The organism is Burkholderia sp. MS455 (genome assembly GCF_016899445.1).
Classification (GTDB): domain Bacteria; phylum Pseudomonadota; class Gammaproteobacteria; order Burkholderiales; family Burkholderiaceae; genus Burkholderia; species Burkholderia pyrrocinia_C.
In genome coordinates this window covers 1144827-1162175 of record NZ_CP041778.1, presented here as the reverse complement: position 1 = coordinate 1162175, position 17349 = coordinate 1144827, and the positions used below count along the sequence as shown (strand labels likewise).

Annotated in this window: 17 protein-coding genes; 8 read left to right on the top strand and 9 right to left on the bottom strand. The window is 69.3% G+C overall.

The features are described from left to right. Positions 1–185: 185 nt before the first annotated feature. Both FPJ27_RS09875 and FPJ27_RS09870 read left to right on the top strand, forming a co-directional pair. The gene (locus FPJ27_RS09875) at positions 186–2207 is read left to right on the top strand and encodes a BCCT family transporter (protein WP_204422753.1); all 2022 of its coding nucleotides are present in this window, start codon (positions 186–188) and stop codon (positions 2205–2207) included. A gap of 61 nt (positions 2208–2268) precedes the next feature. After that, positions 2269–2580, top strand: coding sequence for a hypothetical protein (locus tag FPJ27_RS09870; RefSeq protein ID WP_175958916.1), 312 nt, complete (start codon positions 2269–2271; stop codon positions 2578–2580). Between the two features lie 105 nt (positions 2581–2685). On the opposite strand, the gene FPJ27_RS09865 is transcribed toward FPJ27_RS09870, so the two are convergent. Continuing rightward, a complete protein-coding gene (locus FPJ27_RS09865; RefSeq protein WP_204422752.1) occupies positions 2686–3534 on the bottom strand; it encodes a class I SAM-dependent methyltransferase in 849 nt (282 codons plus the stop codon). Between the two features lie 178 nt (positions 3535–3712). On the opposite strand from FPJ27_RS09865, the gene FPJ27_RS09860 reads away from it, so the two are divergent. The 3 genes from FPJ27_RS09860 (at position 3713) to FPJ27_RS09850 (ending at position 6946) form a co-directional block, all read left to right on the top strand. Beyond that, on the top strand, positions 3713–5176 hold the full coding sequence (locus FPJ27_RS09860; protein ID WP_204422751.1) for a metallophosphoesterase: 1464 nt from the start codon (positions 3713–3715) through the stop codon (positions 5174–5176). Further along, a complete protein-coding gene (locus FPJ27_RS09855) occupies positions 5173–6573 on the top strand; it encodes a cytochrome c peroxidase (protein ID WP_072436585.1) in 1401 nt (466 codons plus the stop codon). Before FPJ27_RS09860 ends, FPJ27_RS09855 begins: the two co-directional genes overlap by 4 nt. Positions 6574–6670: 97 nt before the next feature. Further along, positions 6671–6946, top strand: coding sequence for a hypothetical protein (locus FPJ27_RS09850; protein WP_034179770.1), 276 nt, complete (start codon positions 6671–6673; stop codon positions 6944–6946). Positions 6947–7006: 60 nt separating this feature from the next. Here FPJ27_RS09850 and FPJ27_RS09845 read toward each other — a convergent pair whose 3' ends face one another. Next, on the bottom strand, positions 7007–8500 hold the full coding sequence (locus FPJ27_RS09845; RefSeq protein ID WP_072436584.1) for a PLP-dependent aminotransferase family protein: 1494 nt from the start codon (positions 8498–8500) through the stop codon (positions 7007–7009). 194 nt (positions 8501–8694) lie between these two features. Here FPJ27_RS09845 and FPJ27_RS09840 point away from each other — a divergent pair, with 194 nt between their 5' ends. Continuing rightward, complete coding sequence (locus tag FPJ27_RS09840; RefSeq protein WP_204422750.1) at positions 8695–9045, top strand: hypothetical protein; 351 nt, start codon at positions 8695–8697, stop codon at positions 9043–9045. 160 nt (positions 9046–9205) lie between these two features. Here FPJ27_RS09840 and FPJ27_RS09835 read toward each other — a convergent pair whose 3' ends face one another. The 7 genes from FPJ27_RS09835 to FPJ27_RS09805 form a co-directional block, all read right to left on the bottom strand. Continuing rightward, positions 9206–9628, bottom strand: coding sequence for a DUF6691 family protein (locus tag FPJ27_RS09835; protein WP_204422749.1), 423 nt, complete (start codon positions 9626–9628; stop codon positions 9206–9208). A 1-nt stretch (position 9629) separates the two neighbouring features. Then, positions 9630–10064, bottom strand: a complete 435-nt coding sequence (locus FPJ27_RS09830) for a YeeE/YedE family protein (protein ID WP_204422748.1) — start codon at positions 10062–10064, stop codon at positions 9630–9632. Continuing rightward, positions 10054–10404 (bottom strand): metalloregulator ArsR/SmtB family transcription factor, encoded by a 351-nt coding sequence (locus FPJ27_RS09825; RefSeq protein ID WP_072436580.1) that lies wholly within the window; start codon positions 10402–10404, stop codon positions 10054–10056. Before FPJ27_RS09825 ends, FPJ27_RS09830 begins: the two co-directional genes overlap by 11 nt. 357 nt (positions 10405–10761) lie before the next feature. Further along, a complete protein-coding gene (locus FPJ27_RS09820; protein ID WP_204422747.1) occupies positions 10762–12030 on the bottom strand; it encodes an FAD/NAD(P)-binding oxidoreductase in 1269 nt (422 codons plus the stop codon). After that, a complete protein-coding gene (locus FPJ27_RS09815) occupies positions 12027–12260 on the bottom strand; it encodes a 2Fe-2S iron-sulfur cluster-binding protein (protein WP_204422746.1) in 234 nt (77 codons plus the stop codon). The genes FPJ27_RS09820 and FPJ27_RS09815 overlap by 4 nt, the downstream gene beginning before the upstream one ends. After that, the gene (locus FPJ27_RS09810) at positions 12257–13384 is read right to left on the bottom strand and encodes an FAD-dependent oxidoreductase (protein ID WP_204422745.1); all 1128 of its coding nucleotides are present in this window, start codon (positions 13382–13384) and stop codon (positions 12257–12259) included. Before FPJ27_RS09810 ends, FPJ27_RS09815 begins: the two co-directional genes overlap by 4 nt. Continuing rightward, a complete protein-coding gene (locus tag FPJ27_RS09805; protein WP_175959208.1) occupies positions 13381–14313 on the bottom strand; it encodes a 4-hydroxyproline epimerase in 933 nt (310 codons plus the stop codon). Before FPJ27_RS09805 ends, FPJ27_RS09810 begins: the two co-directional genes overlap by 4 nt. Before the next feature lie 251 nt (positions 14314–14564). Between FPJ27_RS09805 and FPJ27_RS09800 the strand changes: the two genes are divergently transcribed. Together FPJ27_RS09800 and FPJ27_RS09795 are read left to right on the top strand one after the other, a co-directional pair. Then, on the top strand, positions 14565–15485 hold the full coding sequence (locus FPJ27_RS09800; protein WP_011547925.1) for a dihydrodipicolinate synthase family protein: 921 nt from the start codon (positions 14565–14567) through the stop codon (positions 15483–15485). 232 nt (positions 15486–15717) lie between these two features. Further along, complete coding sequence (locus tag FPJ27_RS09795; protein WP_204422744.1) at positions 15718–17343, top strand: APC family permease; 1626 nt, start codon at positions 15718–15720, stop codon at positions 17341–17343. Positions 17344–17349: the final 6 nt, after the last annotated feature.

Below are 17349 nucleotides of genomic sequence, written 5' to 3'. Positions count from 1 at the left end.
CAAATCGCGCGGATGTTCTCGATCGCCGCAATACCTTACAATTCGTCAGTCTTTTCCCTTCTGCATACCCCTTCTTGCAGTCCTGACACCACGGTACACTCGACGCACGCCGTAACAGGGTCCGCCGCGCAACGTGCGCGCCGGACGGCGTCGCGCCTCGTTGCGCCCACAACTGGATGCCCGACATGCCAGATTCCCGTCCCTCCCCGCGCACGACATTCAAGCCGCAGGTCGTCCTGCCCGCGCTCGCGGTCATCGGTGCACTGCTGGCCGTCTGTGCGCTGCTCCCGAGCGAAGCCGGCATGCTGTTCTCCGCCGGCCAGCAATGGGTCGTCATGCGCTTCGACTGGTTCTACGTCCTGGCCGTCACCACGTTCCTCGTGTTTCTCGTGCTGATCGCCGCGAGCGATTTCGGCAACATCCGGCTCGGCCCCGACGACGCCGAACCCGAGTTCAGCTTCGTGTCGTGGACGGCCATGCTGTTCGCGGCCGGCATGGGCATCGGCCTCATGTATTTCGGCGTCGGCGAGCCGATGCAGCACTTCCTGAAGCCGCCGACCGTCGACCCCGGCACGCCCGCCGCCGCGCGCGAGGCGATGCTGATGACCTTCTTCCACTGGGGCTTCCATGCGTGGGCGATCTACGGGCTGATGGGGCTCGTGCTCGCATATTTCGGGTTCCGCTACAACTTGCCGCTGACGCTGCGCTCGGGCCTGTATCCGGTGCTGCGCGAACGCGTGAACGGCTGGATCGGCCATACCGTGGATGCATTCGCGCTGGTCGGCACGGTCGCCGGCATCGCGACCACGCTCGGCTATGGCGTGATGCAGATGAGCGCGGGCCTGCATACGGTCGTCGGCTGGGACACCGGCAGCAATCTGTTTCGCATCGGGCTCGTCGCGATCGTGGTGCTGCTCGCGGGCCTGTCGGCCGCCAGCGGTCTCGACAAGGGCGTGCGCCGGCTGTCCGAGCTGAACCTGCTGCTCGCGTTCCTGCTGCTCGCGTTCGTGGTCGTCGCGGGCCCGACGGCATTCCTGTTCCGCGCGCTCGGCGACAACATCGGCCAGTACCTGTCGAATCTCGTCGACCTGTCGTTTCGCACCTATGCGTATGCGTCGCCGCGCGAGGAAGGCTGGTTCGGCGGCTGGACGATCCTCTACTGGGCGTGGTGGATCTCGTGGTCGCCGTTCGTCGGCATGTTCATCGCGCGCATCTCGCGCGGCCGCACGATCCGCCAGTTCGTGATCGGCGTGCTGCTCGTGCCGACCGCGTTCAACCTCGTGTGGATGACCGTGTTCGGCAACAGCGCGATCTGGCTCGACACGCACGGCGCGGCCGGCGCACTCGCGCAGACGGCCACCAACGTCGATGCGCTGCTGTTCCGCTTCTTCGATTTCCTACCGCTGTCGCAATTGCTGTCGATCGCCGCGATCGTGCTGATCGCGGTGTTCTTCGTCACGTCCGCCGATTCCGGCGCGTTCGTGATCGACCAGATCGCGACGCGGGGCGCCGCGCATTCGCCCGTCTGGCAACGGCTGTTCTGGGCCGCGCTGCTCGGCGTGACGGCCGCGGTGCTGCTGGTCGCCGGCGGGCTCGGCGCATTGCAGGCAATGACGCTGATCGCCGCGCTGCCGGTCGCCATCATCATGCTCGCGCTCTGCTACGGGCTGTGGCGCGGGCTCGCGGCCGACCGCGCGCACTATTCGCAGGACATCGCACCCGCGGCGAGCTACTGGACCGGCCAGCACTGGCGCCACCGCCTGACGCACATCCTGCGGCAGACGACCGAGGCCGAGGCGCGCCAGTTCGTCGCCGAGATGGTCGAGCCCGCGCTGCGCAAGGTCGCCGACGAACTGCGCGCGAGCGGCGTCGATGCGCACGTGCAGCGCGACAGCGACGACGCCGTGCGGCTCACCGTGCCGACCGCCGAGCACCGCGATTTCGTGTACGGCGTGCGCGTGACGGTGAAATCCGCGGCCGCGTACCTGGTGCGCGAGGCGGCCGAGCCGGAAGCGGCCCGTGCGCACGTGTACGGGATCGTCACGTTCTTCGAGGACGGGCGGCTCGGCTACGACGTCGAATACCTGCGCGGCGACGAAGTGATCGCCGACGTGCTGCGCCAGTACGAACGCTACGTGTCGCTCGCGGCCGACAAGCGTACGCATCTGCTGAGCCGCGCGCCGGGACACGCGACGGAGGCCGAATGAGCACGTACGCCGCAGCCCTCGCTGCGCCCCGCCGGCCGGGCGCGTGCGGCGGAGCCGCACGATGAGCGGGCTCCTGCAAAGCCGCGCCGCCGACCTCGTCGCGCTCGGCACGCTCGCCGTGCTTTATCTCGGCGGAGCCGGCATCGCGCTGTGGCGGATCCGGGCCGCGGCGCCGCGCGGCAAGGCCTACTGGATCGTCTGCATGGCGCTGCTGGCCGGCGGCGCCATCGCGATGGGCGGTAACCTGTCGCCCGTGCCGAACAGCGGTGAAATGCCGCCCGGCTTCGCGCTCGGCGTCGAAGCCGTCCTGCTCGGCCTCGCGCTGGTTGCCGGAGGTTGCGCGTGGCTGATGCTGCGCGCGCGGAAACGCTGACGCGTGCATGTCGCGCGGCGCGGCTTCGTCAGTCAGGCGCGAACGGCGACACGCGGGGCCAGCAGGCGGCGACGTGCCTGCCCTGATCCGCTTTATCGCAACGCGTTACGCGGACAGCGCGCGCGCCGTCACGAGCCAGCAGGCCGCGTCGAAACGCACCTCCGTGCCGTGCACGTAACGCTCGAACGCGACACGCACCTTCTCGACCACGCGCCGCCGCGTCGCGTCGTCCGTCTCCAGCAGCGCGAGCCCGACCGGGCCCAGCCGCGCGATGTAGTCGTCCAGCGCGGGCTCGGGCAGCACGCACGCCCTGTCGACCGGCTCGATCGCAATGTCGGCCCAGCCGCTGTCCGACAGCACCGACGCGATCCGCTGCCGGTCGCCGAACGCGAACTGCCCCGGCGCGCCGGGCCGGCGCGCGGGCAGGTTCGGCAGCAACGGCGCGGCGGCCTGCTCGGCCGTCGTCATGAACGGGTTGTCGGCCGCGCTGCGCCATGCGACGAACCGCATTTGTGCATCCGGCCGCGCCGCGAGCCGCAGATTCGCGAAGGCCCGCACCGGATCGTCGAAGAACATCACACCCAGGCGCGACACGATCAGGTCGACGCTCGCGGGCTCGAACGCATGCGTCTGCACGTCCGCGCACACGAAGCGGGCATGAATGCCGCTGCGTTCGGCGCGCGCCTGCGCGGCATCGATCATCCGGGCCGAGATGTCGATACCCATGCATTGCGCGTCCGTGCCGAGCCGGCGCGCGATCGCAAGCGTGACCGCGCCCGTGCCGCAGCCGACGTCGAGCACGCTGCGCGCCGACGACGCGGCCGCCGCATCGGCAAGCAGCGCCTCGAACGGCTCGAACATCCGGTCGATCGGCGCCTGCGCATCGACCCATGCACGCCCCGACGGGCCATTCCACAGCGCGGATTGCTCGTCGTTGGGCCGGTTGGTTTCCATCGTCGATTCCCTTTCTGGTTCATTGGTCATAAAGCACACTGTGCTGCTTCAAGCCGGCTTGAGGTCAAGGCCCCGGCCGCGAAACCCGGCGCGTAGACGAGCACCCCGCCGCGCCCCGTTTTTCACATTTCTTACATTCGTGCTGCGTATCGTTGACGACTTTCCTACGGTGCCTCCCATGCGACGACTCCTCCCGCGCGCACTGCTCGCGCGCTGCGCCCCCCTTGTTGCCCTCGCCGCGCTGTCCGCGTGCTCGAATCACATCGATTCGCCGGCCGATCCGGCCAGTGCGTCGGTCAACGTCCAGGCCGCATGGGTCGAGATCGGCGACGCGAATCAGGCAATCGCGCGCGTCATCACGAACTACACCCCCGCGTCGGCCGGCGATCCGCTGTGTCCGCAACTGACCGTCGACGGCAAGCTGTCGCGCATGACGCTGCGCGCCGGCGCCGCGACCCCGGCCCAGCGGCCGACCGCCAGCGACCCGGCCGATTCGAAGCCGTCGAGCTTCCCTGTCTCCGTCTGCGAAACGACGTTGCCGGCCGATGCACAGGCGGCGAGCGTCGCGGGCCGCACGCTGCCGCTGCCGAAGGCACAGCCGCAGCGCATCGCGATCATCGCCGACACCGGCTGCCGAATGAAGAAGGCCGACAACGCATGGCAGGCGTGCAACGACGCGACGGTCTGGCCGTTCGACACAATCGCGGCCAGCGTCGCGAAGCTGTCGCCCGACCTGGTGCTGCACGTCGGCGACTACCACTATCGCGAGAACGCATGCCCGCCGGACATCGCCGGCTGCAAGGACAGCCCGTGGGGCTATGGCTGGGATACGTGGCAGGCCGACCTGTTCCGCCCGGCCGCGCCGCTGCTCGCGAAGGCGCCGTGGGTCGTCGTGCGCGGCAACCACGAGGAATGCGCGCGCGCAGGCCAGGGCTGGTACCGCTTCCTCGATCCGCGCCCGTATTCGGCCGCCCGTTCGTGCGACGATCCGGCCAACGACACCAACGCGAACTATTCGGAACCCTATGCGGTGTCGCTCGGCGGTGGCTCGCAGGTGATCGTGTTCGACACCGCGAAGGTCGGCCGCACGCCGCTCAAGACGACCGACGCGCAATTCGGCATCTACCAGAAGCAGTTCCAGACGGTGGCCGCGCTCGCGTCGAAGGCCGGCATGACGACGACGATCTTCACGAACCATCATCCGATCCTCGCATTCGCGCCGATCGCCGGCAGCACGCCCGCGCCGGGCAACCTCGCGCTGCAGTCGGTGATGGCGAGTCTCAACGCGCAGGCGTACTACCCGCCGGGCGTACACGTCGCGCTGCACGGTCACGTGCACGACTTCCAGGCGATCAACTTTTCGTCCGGGCACCCGGCGACGATCGTGTCCGGCAACGGCGGCGACAATCTCGACGTCGCACTGCCCGACCCGTTCCCGGCCGGCCTGACGCCGGCACCGGGCGCCGTGATCGAGCGGCTGTCGCACAACAACAGCTTCGGCTTCCTGATCATGGAACGCCGTGCGGCACCCGCGACGGGCTGGGTGTTCCGTGCGTATTCGGCGGCAGGCAAGCTGCTCGCGTCGTGCAACCAGTCGGGCACGACGCTCGCCTGCGACAAGACGGGGTTCATTGCGCCGTGAGTGAAGAGGTTCGAGATGCCGGCCGCGTTGCGCGCGGCCGGCAAACGCTGCACACGCTTGCCGCGGCCGTGCTCGCCGGCCTGGCGCTGGCGGCGCACGCCGCTCCGTCCGAAACGGTCCTGCTCCCCGGCGCGCCGCCGTCGCGCGTCGTCGACACGATCGGCAACGGCACGCCGCAGGTGACGGGCAAGATCGACGCGGCCACCGCACGCTTCGCGCCCGATCCGTCGCTCGTCGCGCTCGGCCGCCGGATCTTCTTCGACCCGCGGCTGTCCGAGCCGCGCGGCATGTCGTGCGCGGGCTGCCACGATCCGGGCCGTGCGTTCGCACCGACGCTGTCGGCGGCTTCGCTCGCGGGGCCCGGCGTGCCGGAAGGCAGCCGGCCCGGGCGCTTCAGCCGGCGCAATGCGCCGTCGCTGCTTTATGTTCGCTACGTGCCGCGCCGCCACTTCTACCAGGACGACGATGCGCCCGCGCCGTCGCCGTTCGGCGGACTGTTCAGCGATGGCCGCGCGGATACGCTCGCCGAGCAGATCCGCGGGCCGCTGTTCGATCCGAACGAGATGAACAACCGATCGCCGGCCGCGCTGCTGCGCAAGGTCAATGCGACCGAACTCGCGCCCGATCTCGCCGCGCGCTTCGGCGCGCCGGTGCGACGCGATCCCGAGCAACTCGTGCGCGCGCTGGGTTCGGCCGTCGAAGCCTATCTGCAGAGCGACGAGATGGCGCCGTTCACGTCGCGCTTCGACGCGTTCCTGCGCACCCGCAAACCGCTCGCACCGGCCGAGATGCGCGGCCTCGCGCTGTTCCGGAATCCGGACAAGGGCAACTGCATGACCTGCCATACGCTGTCGGACACGTCGAGCCGCCCGGAGCGCTCGCTGTTCACCGATTTCGGTTATGACGCGATCGCCGTGCCGCGCAACCGCGCGCTGCCTGCGAACCGCGATCCGCGCCATTTCGACAACGGGCTGTGCGACACCGCACGGCGGCTGCGCTGGCCCGAGCCGACGCAATGGTGCGGCTACCTGCGCACGCCGGGGCTGCGCAACGTCGCGGTCAAGCAGACCTTCATGCACAACGGCGTGTTCACGACGCTGCGCGACGCGGTCGCGTTCTACAACACGCGCTCGACCGACCCCGGCTTCTGGTATCACGGCGCCGGGACGTTCGACGACGTGCCGGCCGCCTATCGCGGCAACATCAACGTCAACTCGACGCCGATGAACCGCCGGCCCGGCACGCCGCCCGCGCTGACCGACGCGGAAATCGACGACATCGTCGCGTTCCTCGGCACGCTGACCGACGCGCGCTATACGGGCATCGCCGCGGCTGCTCCCCCTGCCGCCCGGATTGCCGGATCGCCGGACCGCCGAACCACCCCGCCGGCGCGCTGACCCTGGCCGAACGGCCAGCCGCAAGCGCGCCCGCTTGCGGCCGCCGCAAACACTGGTTATATTTACAGTACTGTATTTATGAACAGTGAGGTGCGCGATGGAACATCTGGTCCGTATCGTCAACGACACCGATCGCCAAGTGCTGGCGTGGCTTCGTGCCCAGGTCGGCGACGCCCGCGTCGAGCGCGCGGCGCGCCAGCTCGGGCATACGCGCAAGCCGTTTCCGTCGGCCGTCTGCCGGTATCTGGGCATGAGCGCGCCGGCCACGCTGCGCCAGGCCGAACGGCCGCGCGTCGCACGCGATTTCTCGGTCGGCGATCGTTACCTGTCGTTGATCCGCCAGCACCTCGCTTCGCATTCGGCAGGCCGCTGACACGGCAGCGGCCTGCCGGAGCGATCCCGCGTGCGCGAGCACGGCCGGCAGCCGCCGTGCTTATGCGGCCGCCGCGGCATCGCGTATCAGGCGGCCGAGCGTTTCAAAAGCCGCCTCGTGCGCCGCATCGAACACGCGCGTGCACGCAAGCCGGATATAAGCGTCGAAGCGGTCGGAATTCGAGAAGATCGAACCGGGCGCGATCTTTACTCCATGCGCCAGCGCGGCATCGAACAGCGCGTCGGAACGCACGCCTTCCGGCAACGCGATCCACAGCAGCATCCCGCCCGGCGGCTGGTTCATCCGGGTTCCGGCCGGAAAATGCCGTGCAATCGCGTCGATCGTCGCATCGCGCTGCACGCGCAACTGTTCGCGAAACCGGCGCAGATGGCGATCGAACGCACCCGAGCCGACGAATTCGGCGGCAACGGCCTGCAGCAACGCGGCATTGTGCCGGCTGTGCGCGAACTTCAGCATCTTCACGCGCGCATGCCAGCGCCCCGCACTCATCCAGCCGAGCCGCATCCCGGGGGCCAGCACCTTGTTGAACGACGGGCAGTAGATCACCGTGCCGTCGCGGTCCCATGCCTTGGCCGGCTTGACCGCCTGCGGCGCCTCGACGAGCTCGCGATACGGCTCGTCCTCGATCACGGCCACGCCGTGGCGCGAGCACAGCGCGACGAGCGCGGCCTTGCGTTCGTCGGGCATCACGCAGCCGAGCGGGTTCTGCAGGTTCGGTACGACGACCACGGCCCGAATGTCCGGATACGCGGTCAGCGCCACTTCGAGCGCCTCGATCGACAGGCCGGTCGTCGGGCTGGCCGGGATTTCGAGCGCGCGCAAACCGAGACTTTCGAGCAACTGGATCAAGCCGAAGAAGGCCGGCGATTCGATCGCGATCGTGTCGCCTGGGCGCGCCACCGCACGCAGCGCGAGATTCACCGCATCGACGCCGCCGCTGGTCGACATCACGTCGTCCGGCGACACGGTCACGCCGTACGACAGCGCGCGTTTGGCCATCGTCTGCCGGAATTCGGGCGAACCGCCGACGGGCCCCGCGTCGGTCAGCAGCGTCGGCTTGCGCCGCAGCAGCCGGATCGCAAGCGCCTGCAGGCGCTCGGTCGGATACAGCGCGGCCAGCGCGGACGCGCCGCCGAGATTCAACGCATCGGTTGCCGTATTCGCGCGGTCGATCACGCGCGACACACGTTCGTGCAGGCCCGCGAACGGCGGCTCGACGCTTAGCGGCGGCCCGTCGCTTTCCGGCAGCGTTTCGAGCACGGCCGACGCGCGGCGCCGCACGAAGTAGCCCGAGCGCGGCTTCGCCTCGCACCAGCCCGTATCCTCGAGCCGCCGGAATGCCTGGATCGCGGTCGACAGGCTGACGCCGTGCTGCGCCATGAATGCGCGCACCGACGGCATCCGGTCGCCGGGCGACAGCGTGCCGGCCGCGATGATGCGGCGGTAATGTTCGGCGAGCCGTTCGTAAAGTGGCTCGCCGTCCATCGGCAAAGGCGTGCGGGATGCGTCGGCGAAAGGCGTCATGCGGGCCATCGTGCCCGCGCGTCCGGGTGCACGCCAGATACAGATTCCGGGAAAAACCACCGATACAGCGACGCAAAATCGGCGCCTGCACCGCAACAGATTCCCGTCCCCTGAATCTGTCGTGCCCACGCCTGTTTCCCTAACCTGACTGCACACTGTCGCCTCGCCATCGCGAGGCCGCGCAACCGGGAAAAGGGATCGCCATGCGGACGCAACATATCCGGCTCGACGCCGGGCAAAGCCACTTTGCGTGGTTCGACAAGGGCAGCCAGGTGATCGTGCTGGATGGTGCGCTCGCGGTCACGCTGCGTCACGGCGGGCTCGACTGGCTGCCCGACGCGCTGCAGTACATTCGCCGCGTGCTCGACGAAGGCGAATGCCTGATGCTCGAGACGGCCGGTCACGTGGCGTTGTCGGCCGGCGGAGCCGGTACGGTCAGCACGGCGGTCGTGGAGCCTGCCGGCCGCCGAGGCATGCTCGCGGCGTGGCGCGCGATCCTGCGCCGGCTGTCCGGGCGGGTGCGCGGCGGCCATCATGTGCGAGAGCATTCCTGACGTCGCAACTTGCCGACTTGCCGATTCACCCACTCGCGGAGACGGCCACGCAGCCACCGCATCATCGCGGCAACGAGCGAACGCACTGCGCTCCAGCCATCCTCATCCGAAGAAACCGCGTCGTCCGCCGCAGCCTGCCCGGCACGCGACGGCCATCGAATCACCGCAAGTTCCTGCGACGCTCGACCCACTCGAATATCGCCATCCCGGCCAGCATCGCGACGACGAACCCGATCCCCTTGGCCGACCCGAAGCCGATCGACACGATCGCGGGCCCCGGGCAGAACCCGGCTATCCCCCAGCCGATGCCGAACACGGCGCTTCCGGCGACCAGGCGCACGGTGATCGCCCGCAAGGCCGGCAACTGCATCGGCAAGCCGAGCCACGACCGCGTCCGGCGCTTCGCCCATGCGAACGCGAACACGGCAACGCCCGTCGCACCGGCCATCACGAACGCGAGCGACGGATCCCAGCGGCCCGCCAGATCAAGAAAGCCGAGCACTTTCTGCGGATTGGCCATGCCCGACACGATGAGGCCGACGCCGAACAGCAGCCCCGCCAGAAACGCGAATCCTGCCTGCATGTCAGCCTCCCAGCACGTGCCGCCGCACGAATACGGTCACGAAGCCCGCGATCATGAAGGTCGCGGTCGCGACCACCGAACGCAGCGCGCCGCGCGACATCCCGCACACGCCGTGGCCGCTCGTGCAGCCGCCCGCATATCGCGTGCCGATCCCGACCAGCAGGCCGGCCGCCACCAACTCGGGCCAGCTTGCGTCGATCTGCGGCGTCAGGCCGGCTCCGGCAACGCGCGTCGCGAGCGGTGCGGCGATCAGCCCGGCGACGAATGCGACGCGCCAGTCGCGCTCTCCGGAACCCGCCGTGAACAGGCCGCCGACGATGCCGCTGATGCCGGCAATCCGGCCGTTGAACGCGACGAGCCATGCGGCCGCGAGCCCGATCAGCACGCCGCCGGCCAGTGACAGCCACGGCGTGAAATGAAGCGCATCAAGCTGCATCGCGTGTCCCCTTCGCGGCCGGACCGCAGAACTGTTCGTACAGCACGCCCATTACCGCGATCGCGGCCGGACTGTCGAGCGAATAGTGGATGTTCTTGCCTTCGCGGCGCGTGCGGACCAGCGCGTTGTCCCGCAATACGCCGAGTTGCTGCGACAGCGTCGGCTGGCGGATGTCCAGCGTCGTCTCGAGATCGCTCACGCAGCGCTCGCCCTGCGACAGTTCGCATAGCAGCAGCAGCCGGTCGGGATTCGACAGCACCTTGAGGAGCGCGCAGGCCGATTCGGCGGCTGCACGCATCTGGTCGGGCTCGGGCAGCCCGGCGGGAAGATCGTTGTTCATCGAGGCGGGAAGACAATTAAAGAATAAATAGTATATCAATTCATATAATGTCGCTTTCTGCTATTTACCCATCGGCGACCTTGCGCCCTTCGCTCAGGCTTGCTCGCCCGCGATCACACTCACGGCCGACGCACGCATCACATCGGCGCGAACCATGCCGCGCGCCGGCCTCGTGCCGATGGAACTCGAGAGCCAGAGCGCGGTTTCGATGTACTGGCACCTCGACAACGCGAATCACGCGGCCGTGGCCGCGACGATCGAGTGCCTGTGCGGCGCCTCAGGTGGAGGGATGGGAGAAAGTGAAGGTGGAGTGAATGACGCGGCCCGGCGCCAACCGGGCCGCTTCGCCGTAGCGCGTCACGCGCCGTCGCAGGACGCCGTGCCGTCGAGCATCAGCGTGCCGACCCGCGCGGGCACGAGCGGTGTGCGCGGCACCGGCGGCGTCCAGCCGAACAGCACCTGTGCGGCCGCGCCGCAAACACGGCCCTGGCATGCGCCCATCCCGCAACGCGACTGCAGCTTCGCAGCCGTCCAGCCCGGCTCCTGCGCAACCGCATCGAAGCGCACATCCTCGCAGCGGCACAGCAGCGTATCGGGCCGCGCAAGCCGGCGGATCGGCTCGCGGATCGCGAAACGCTCGCGTACGGCATCTGCGAAAGCCTGCCAGTGCGCGCGCCGCGCGACGAGCGCGGCCAATGGCGCCGTCTGCCCGGTCGCCGCATAACCGGCGATTTCGCCTTCGACCATCGCCAGCTCGCTGCCGCCGACGCCCGTACACTCGCCGGCCGCGAAGTACCCGTCGCGGCTCGTACGCTGGTGCGTGTCGACCGCCACCGCGCCGTTCTCTATCCGGCAGCCGAGATGGCTCGGCAGCACGGTGTTCGGCACGAGGCCGAAGCCGCACGCGAGCCGGTCGCAGTCGACGTCGAACTCGCGATCGCCGTGGCGAATCCGCACGCGTTCGAGTCGCTTGTCGCCGAACGCTTCGACAACGTGCGCGTCCGGCCGATAGGCGGCCGTGACGAGCTTCGCGGCCTGCGCAAGCTTCGACGGCCAGCGCCACAGTCCCGCACCGAAGCCTGCCACGTCGCCCCACGCGGCCTGTTCCAGCACGTGCGACACCCGCGCGCCGGCCTGACGTGCCGTCGCCGCGCTCGCCAGCAGCAGCGGCCCGCTGCCCGCGATCACCGTGCGCTGCCCGCGCACGTCGAGGCCGTACTTGATCAGCGCCTGCAAGCCGCCCGCACCCGTTACGCCCGGCAGCGTCCAGCCCGGGAACGGCAGCAGCAGCTCGCGTGCGCCGCAGCACAGAATCAGCGTCCGGAAATCGAGCAGCAGCCCGCGCTCGTCGTCCTCGAGCAGCAGCGTGCCCGGCTGCGTTTCGGCGACGATGCGCGTCGCTGCGAGGTGCGTGACGTTCGGCTGCCGCAGTGCGGCGAGGCGTTCGGCGGCGGCCGAAACCGGCGTGGCCGCTGCGCCTTGCCGCCAGATCTGCCCGCCCGCGCGTGGGTTGTCGTCGACGATCGCAACCGTTGCACCGCTTTGCGCGGCGGCCCGCGCGGCCGACAGCCCGGCCGGGCCCGCCCCGACGATCGCGACGTCGACACTCAGTCGTTCCTGTTTCATCTGACGCGCTCCACCTGCATCCCGTCGCGGCACAACGTCTGGCAAGCCAGCCGGCGGCGGCCGTCGATCGTCATCCGGCACTCCTGGCAAATGCCCATTCCGCAAAACGGCGCACGCGCCGCACCCGTACACGACACGCGCGTCGTGTCGTCGCCGCTCGCCGCGACGGCGGCCGCGACGGTCGCGCCGTCGGCCACCATCAGCGCGCGGCCGTCCAGATGAATGATCATGTCAGCGCTCCGGCTACGGGGGACGCGGTCAGGAAGCGTCCCGGCAAATACGGTTCGATATCGATGGGCGGCCGCTCGCCGGCCATCTGCGCGGCGACGAGCCGCGCGCTGCCCGGCGCGGTCGTCACGCCGAGCCCTTCATGCCCGACCGCGAGCCACACGCCCGGCCGCGCCGGGTGCTCGCCGAGCAGCGGCAGGCCGTCGGGGCTCGCGGAACGGAACCCTGTCCATGAGCGGATCCCGTTCAGGTCGGCCAGATCCGGCAGGTAGCCGACCGCGCGGCGCAGCATCCGCGCGAGCACCGGCGGCTCGACGCGCGCGTCCTCGGTGTCGAACTGGCGCGACGAGCCGATCAGCAGCTGGCCGGTCGGCCGCGGCTGCACGTTGAACGCGACCGACGTGCCGTCGCTCGCATGTGCGCTCGCCGCATAACCAAGCTCGACGAGCTGGTGCGACACGCGGCCCGGATAGCGGTCGGTGATCAGCAGATGGCCCTTTTTCGGGCGCAGCGGCAGCTCGGGCAGCAGCGTGCGGGCCGCGACACCGTTCGCGACGACCACGCGTTCCACGCGCAATGTGTCGCCGCTCGCGAGCGTCACGCTCGCGCCGTCGACCGCAACGGCCCGGTCGCGGCGCAACGTGATGCGCGGGGCACGCTGCAGCAGCCAGTTCGCGGTGACGGGCGCGTAGAGGATCGCGTCGCCGGGAATCTTAAGCGCGCCGCCCAGGCCCGCGCGCAGCATCGGCTCCAGTTGCGCGAGCGTCGCCGCGTCGATCAGTTCGCCGGCCACGCCGTGCGCGGCAAGCGTCGCCTGCTTCGCGCGCGCGAGATCCATTTCGTGCGCGTCGGCCGCGAGCCACAGCGTGCCGCAGTTGCGGTACGCGCAGCCTTCCGGCATCTCGCCGCTCAACGCGCGCCACAGTTCGATCGAGTAATGGCTCAGCGCGAGCTCGGCCGCGTTGTCGTCCATCGCGACGAGGTGGCCCATCCCCGCACCGGTCGCGCCGCCGCTCGCGTCGTCGACGACGAGCACGCGCAGCCCGCGCTGCGCGAGTTCGTGCGCGCACGCCGCGCCGACGATGCCGGCGCCGATCACGACGACGTCGGTACTTGCGTTGCTCACGACACGATGCCCCAGCCGAACGGATCGTCTTCCTCGATCAGCAGCGTCGCTTCCGCGCTCAGGTGCGCGCTGCCGCGAATCGTCGGCACGATGCCGCCGTCGGCCTGCTCGTAGCTGGCCTGGAACACGCTGCCGATCACGCTCGCCTGCCGCCACACGGCGCCCGGCGCGAGCTTGCCGTCGGCCGCGAGGCACGCGAGCTTCGCGCTCGTGCCGGTGCCGCACGGCGAACGATCGTATGCGAGGCCCGGGCACAGCACGAAGCTGCGGCTGTCGTGCTCGGAATCGTCGGCGAACAGCTCGATATGGTCGATCTCGCCGCCGTTCGCACCGGCGATGCCCGCGCGTTCGAGCCCTTCGCGCACCGCCGACGCATACGCGGTGAGCGCCGCGACGTTGTCGCCGGCGACGCGCTGCCCGTGGTCGCTGATCAGGAAGAACCAGTTGCCGCCCCACGCGATGTCGCCGTTCACGAGGCCGTAACCCGGCACATCGACCGCGACGCCCTTCGCGTGGCGATACGCGGGCACGTTGCGCACGCTGACCGACAGGTCGTCGTGCAGCGTCGCCTCGACGGTGCCGACAGGCGTTTCGATCCGATGCACGCCGGGCCGGATGCGCCCCATGTGATGCAGCGTGCGCACGACGCCGATCGTGCCGTGCCCGCACATCCCGAGATAGCCGCTATTGTTGAAGAAGATCACGCCGGCCGCCGCGTCGGGCGATACGGGTTCGCACAGCAGCGCGCCGACCAGCACGTCGCTGCCGCGCGGCTCGAGGATGCACGCGGTGCGGTAACGGTCGTGCTCGCGCGCGAGCACGTCGCGTCGCTCGGCCATCGTGCCGTTGCCGAGCGACGGAAAACCGGACACGACGAGCCGAGTGGGTTCGCCGCCCGTGTGCGAATCGATGATCTGGATGCGCTTCATCATGAGCCGTCCGAAGTGGGGAAAGGAGCATAGCTTCCTCTGTCGCGCGTCCGTCCGCTTGTGGCTTTTCGATGAGGACGACGACGAAATCGGCATAGTGCGAGGCGCCCTTCGCGCCCCTGCCGGCCGCTGTGCCGATTTCGTCATTTTGCTCCGCGATACGACTCAAGCGTGATGGGCATTTGCGCGGCGATACTGGTTGCCACACCGACACACCTGTCGGCCGACCGATACGAACGTAGGAGATTTCAGTGAGCCGCAAAGCCATTCAGTGGACCGGGGTTTTCCCGGCCGTCAGCACCCAGTTCAAGCCGGACTTTTCCCTCGACATCGACGCCACGCACCGCGTGGTGAAGAACCTGGTGAACGACGGCGTGTCGGGCCTCGTGGTCTGCGGCACGGTCGGCGAAAACACGTCGCTGTCGACGAGCGAGAAGCTGCAGGTGATCGAGGCCGCGCGTGACGCAGCCGGCGGCAAGATTCCGGTGATCGCCGGCATCGCCGAATTCACGACCGAATTCGCGCGCAACACGGTGCGCGAAGCGCAGCGCGTCGGCGTCGACGGCGTGATGGTGATGCCCGCGCTGGTCTACTCGGCGAAGCCGCATGAAACCGCCGCGCACTTCCGCGCGGTCGCGACGAGCACCGACCTGCCGGTGATGGTCTACAACAACCCGCCGATCTACAAGAACGACGTGACGCCCGACGTGCTGATCGCGCTGCAGGACTGCGAGAACATCGTCTGCTTCAAGGATTCGTCGGGCGACACGCGCCGCTTCATCGACCTGCGCAACGCGGTCGGCGATCGCTTCGTGCTGTTCGCGGGCCTCGACGACGTCGTGGTCGAGAGCATCGCGGTCGGCGCCGAAGGCTGGGTGTCGGGCATGTCGAATGCGTTCCCGAAGGAAGGCGAGACGCTGTTCCGCCTCGCGAAGCAGAAACGCTTCGACGAAGCCCTCGCGCTGTACCGCTGGTTCATGCCGCTGCTGCACCTCGACGCGCGCCCCGACCTCGTGCAGTGCATCAAGCTGTGCGAAGAGCTGGTCGGCCGCGGCAGCGCGATCACGCGTCCGCCGCGCCTCGCGCTGCAGGGCGACACGCTCGCGGAAGTGAAGGCAATCGTCGCGAAGGCGCTCGAAACGCGCCCGGCGCTGCCCGACGTCGGTCTCTGATCGACTTCCCCTGCGGCGGCGCGCGGGCCTTCCGCCCTGCGCGCCGCCGTCTCCGGTCCGGCGTGGCCTGCGGGCCCGTTCGCCCCGGCGCCAGCGTGCGCCGCTCGTGAACGGCCCGCGGCCCGCCCCGGTCGTTCGAACCGGGCGACGCCGGCCGGCAGGCGTGCGCGCGGCTCCGTCGGAGCGCGGCGCACTCGACGCCTGCACCGCCATTCCCCCAGGAGACAAGCCCATGCCAGGCCAAGGCAACGCTCACCCGTCCGTCCCGCTTTCCCGTGCCGTGCACCCCGACGCGGGTCACGGCAAGTTCAAGAAACAGTTGTCGCTGACCGATCTCACGTTCATCGGTCTCGGCGCCATTTTCGGTTCGGGGTGGCTGTTCGCCGCGAGTCACGTGTCGACGATCGCGGGCCCGGCCGGCATCTTCTCGTGGCTGCTCGGCGGCTTCGCGGTGCTGCTGCTCGGCATCGTCTACTGCGAACTCGGCGCCGCGCTGCCGCGCGCGGGCGGCGTGGTCCGCTACCCGGTGTTCTCGCACGGCCCGCTGCTCGGCTACCTGATGGGCTTCATCACGCTGATCGCGTTCTCGAGCCTGATCGCGATCGAAGTCGTCGCCGCGCGCCAGTACGCGGCCGCGTGGTTTCCTGGCCTGACCGTAGAAGGATCGAGCGACCCGACGACGATCGGCTGGCTCGTGCAGGCCGCGCTGCTCTGCTTCTTCTTTTACCTGAACTATTCGAGCGTGAAGACGTTCGCGAAGGCGAACAACATCATCAGCATCTTCAAGTTCATCGTGCCGCTCGCGGTGATCGGCGTGCTGTTCACGTTCTTCAAGCCCGCGAACCTGACCGTGCACGGCTTCGCGCCGTTCGGCATGCCGGGCATCGAAATGGCCGTGTCCGCGGGCGGCATCATCTTCGCGTACCTCGGGCTCACGCCGATCGTGTCGGTCGCGAGCGAGGTACGCAATCCGCAGCGCACGATCCCGATCGCGCTGATCCTGTCGATCCTGCTGTCGACGCTGATCTACGTGCTGCTGCAGCTCGCGTTCATCGGCAGCATCCCGACTGCCATGCTCGCCGGCGGCTGGCACGACATCAGCAAGGCGTTCACGCTGCCGTACCGCGACATCGCGCTCGCGCTCGGCGTCGGCTGGCTCGCGGTGATGGTCGTCGCCGACGCGATGATCTCGCCGAGCGGCTGCGGCAACATCTACATGAACGCGACGCCGCGCGTGGTCTACGGCTGGGCGAAGACGGGCACCTTCTTCAAGGTGTTCACGCGCGTCGACGAAGCGTCGGGCATCCCGCGCGCGGGCCTGTGGCTCACGTTCGGCCTCGCGATCTTCTGGACGATGCCGTTCCCGTCGTGGGAAGCGCTGATCAACATCGTGTCGGCCGCGCTGGTGCTGAGCTATGCGGTCGCGCCGGTATCGGTCGCCGCGCTGCGCCGCACCGCGCCCGACCTGCCGCGGCCGTTCCGCGCGAGCGCGTTCGGCATCACCGGCCCCGCGTCGTTCGTGATCGCCGCGCTGATCGTCTACTGGTCGGGCTGGAGCACGGTGTCCTGGCTGCTCGGCCTGCAGATCGCGATGTTCGTCATCTATCTCGCGTGCCGCCGCTGGGTGCCGACCGCGCACCTGAGCCTCGCCGAACAGGTGCGCTCGTCCGCGTGGCTGATCGCATTTTATGCGGCGATGATCGTGCTGTCGTATCTCGGCGGTTTCGGCGGCACGGGCCGGCTCGCGCATCCGTACGACACGGTCGTCGTCGCGGCTGTCGCGCTCGTCATCTACTACTGGGGCGCGAATTCCGGCGTCCGTTCCGACAAGCTGCAGCTCGACGACGACGAGGATTGACGCACC

Coding starts and splice junctions, on each gene's coding strand:
- FPJ27_RS09865 (WP_204422752.1), bottom strand. CDS start 3,534: ATGGAAACCAACCGGCCCAACGACGAGCAATCCGCGCTGTGGAATGGC.
- FPJ27_RS09845 (WP_072436584.1), bottom strand. CDS start 8,500: ATGGCCCGCATGACGCCTTTCGCCGACGCATCCCGCACGCCTTTGCCG.
- FPJ27_RS09835 (WP_204422749.1), bottom strand. CDS start 9,628: ATGCAGGCAGGATTCGCGTTTCTGGCGGGGCTGCTGTTCGGCGTCGGC.
- FPJ27_RS09805 (WP_175959208.1), bottom strand. CDS start 14,313: ATGAAGCGCATCCAGATCATCGATTCGCACACGGGCGGCGAACCCACT.
- FPJ27_RS09815 (WP_204422746.1), bottom strand. CDS start 12,260: ATGATCATTCATCTGGACGGCCGCGCGCTGATGGTGGCCGACGGCGCG.
- FPJ27_RS09860 (WP_204422751.1), top strand. CDS start 3,713: ATGCGACGACTCCTCCCGCGCGCACTGCTCGCGCGCTGCGCCCCCCTT.
- FPJ27_RS09870 (WP_175958916.1), top strand. CDS start 2,269: ATGAGCGGGCTCCTGCAAAGCCGCGCCGCCGACCTCGTCGCGCTCGGC.
- FPJ27_RS09795 (WP_204422744.1), top strand. CDS start 15,718: ATGCCAGGCCAAGGCAACGCTCACCCGTCCGTCCCGCTTTCCCGTGCC.
- FPJ27_RS09840 (WP_204422750.1), top strand. CDS start 8,695: ATGCGGACGCAACATATCCGGCTCGACGCCGGGCAAAGCCACTTTGCG.
- FPJ27_RS09820 (WP_204422747.1), bottom strand. CDS start 12,030: ATGAAACAGGAACGACTGAGTGTCGACGTCGCGATCGTCGGGGCGGGC.
- FPJ27_RS09850 (WP_034179770.1), top strand. CDS start 6,671: ATGGAACATCTGGTCCGTATCGTCAACGACACCGATCGCCAAGTGCTG.
- FPJ27_RS09875 (WP_204422753.1), top strand. CDS start 186: ATGCCAGATTCCCGTCCCTCCCCGCGCACGACATTCAAGCCGCAGGTC.
- FPJ27_RS09830 (WP_204422748.1), bottom strand. CDS start 10,064: ATGCAGCTTGATGCGCTTCATTTCACGCCGTGGCTGTCACTGGCCGGC.
- FPJ27_RS09825 (WP_072436580.1), bottom strand. CDS start 10,404: ATGAACAACGATCTTCCCGCCGGGCTGCCCGAGCCCGACCAGATGCGT.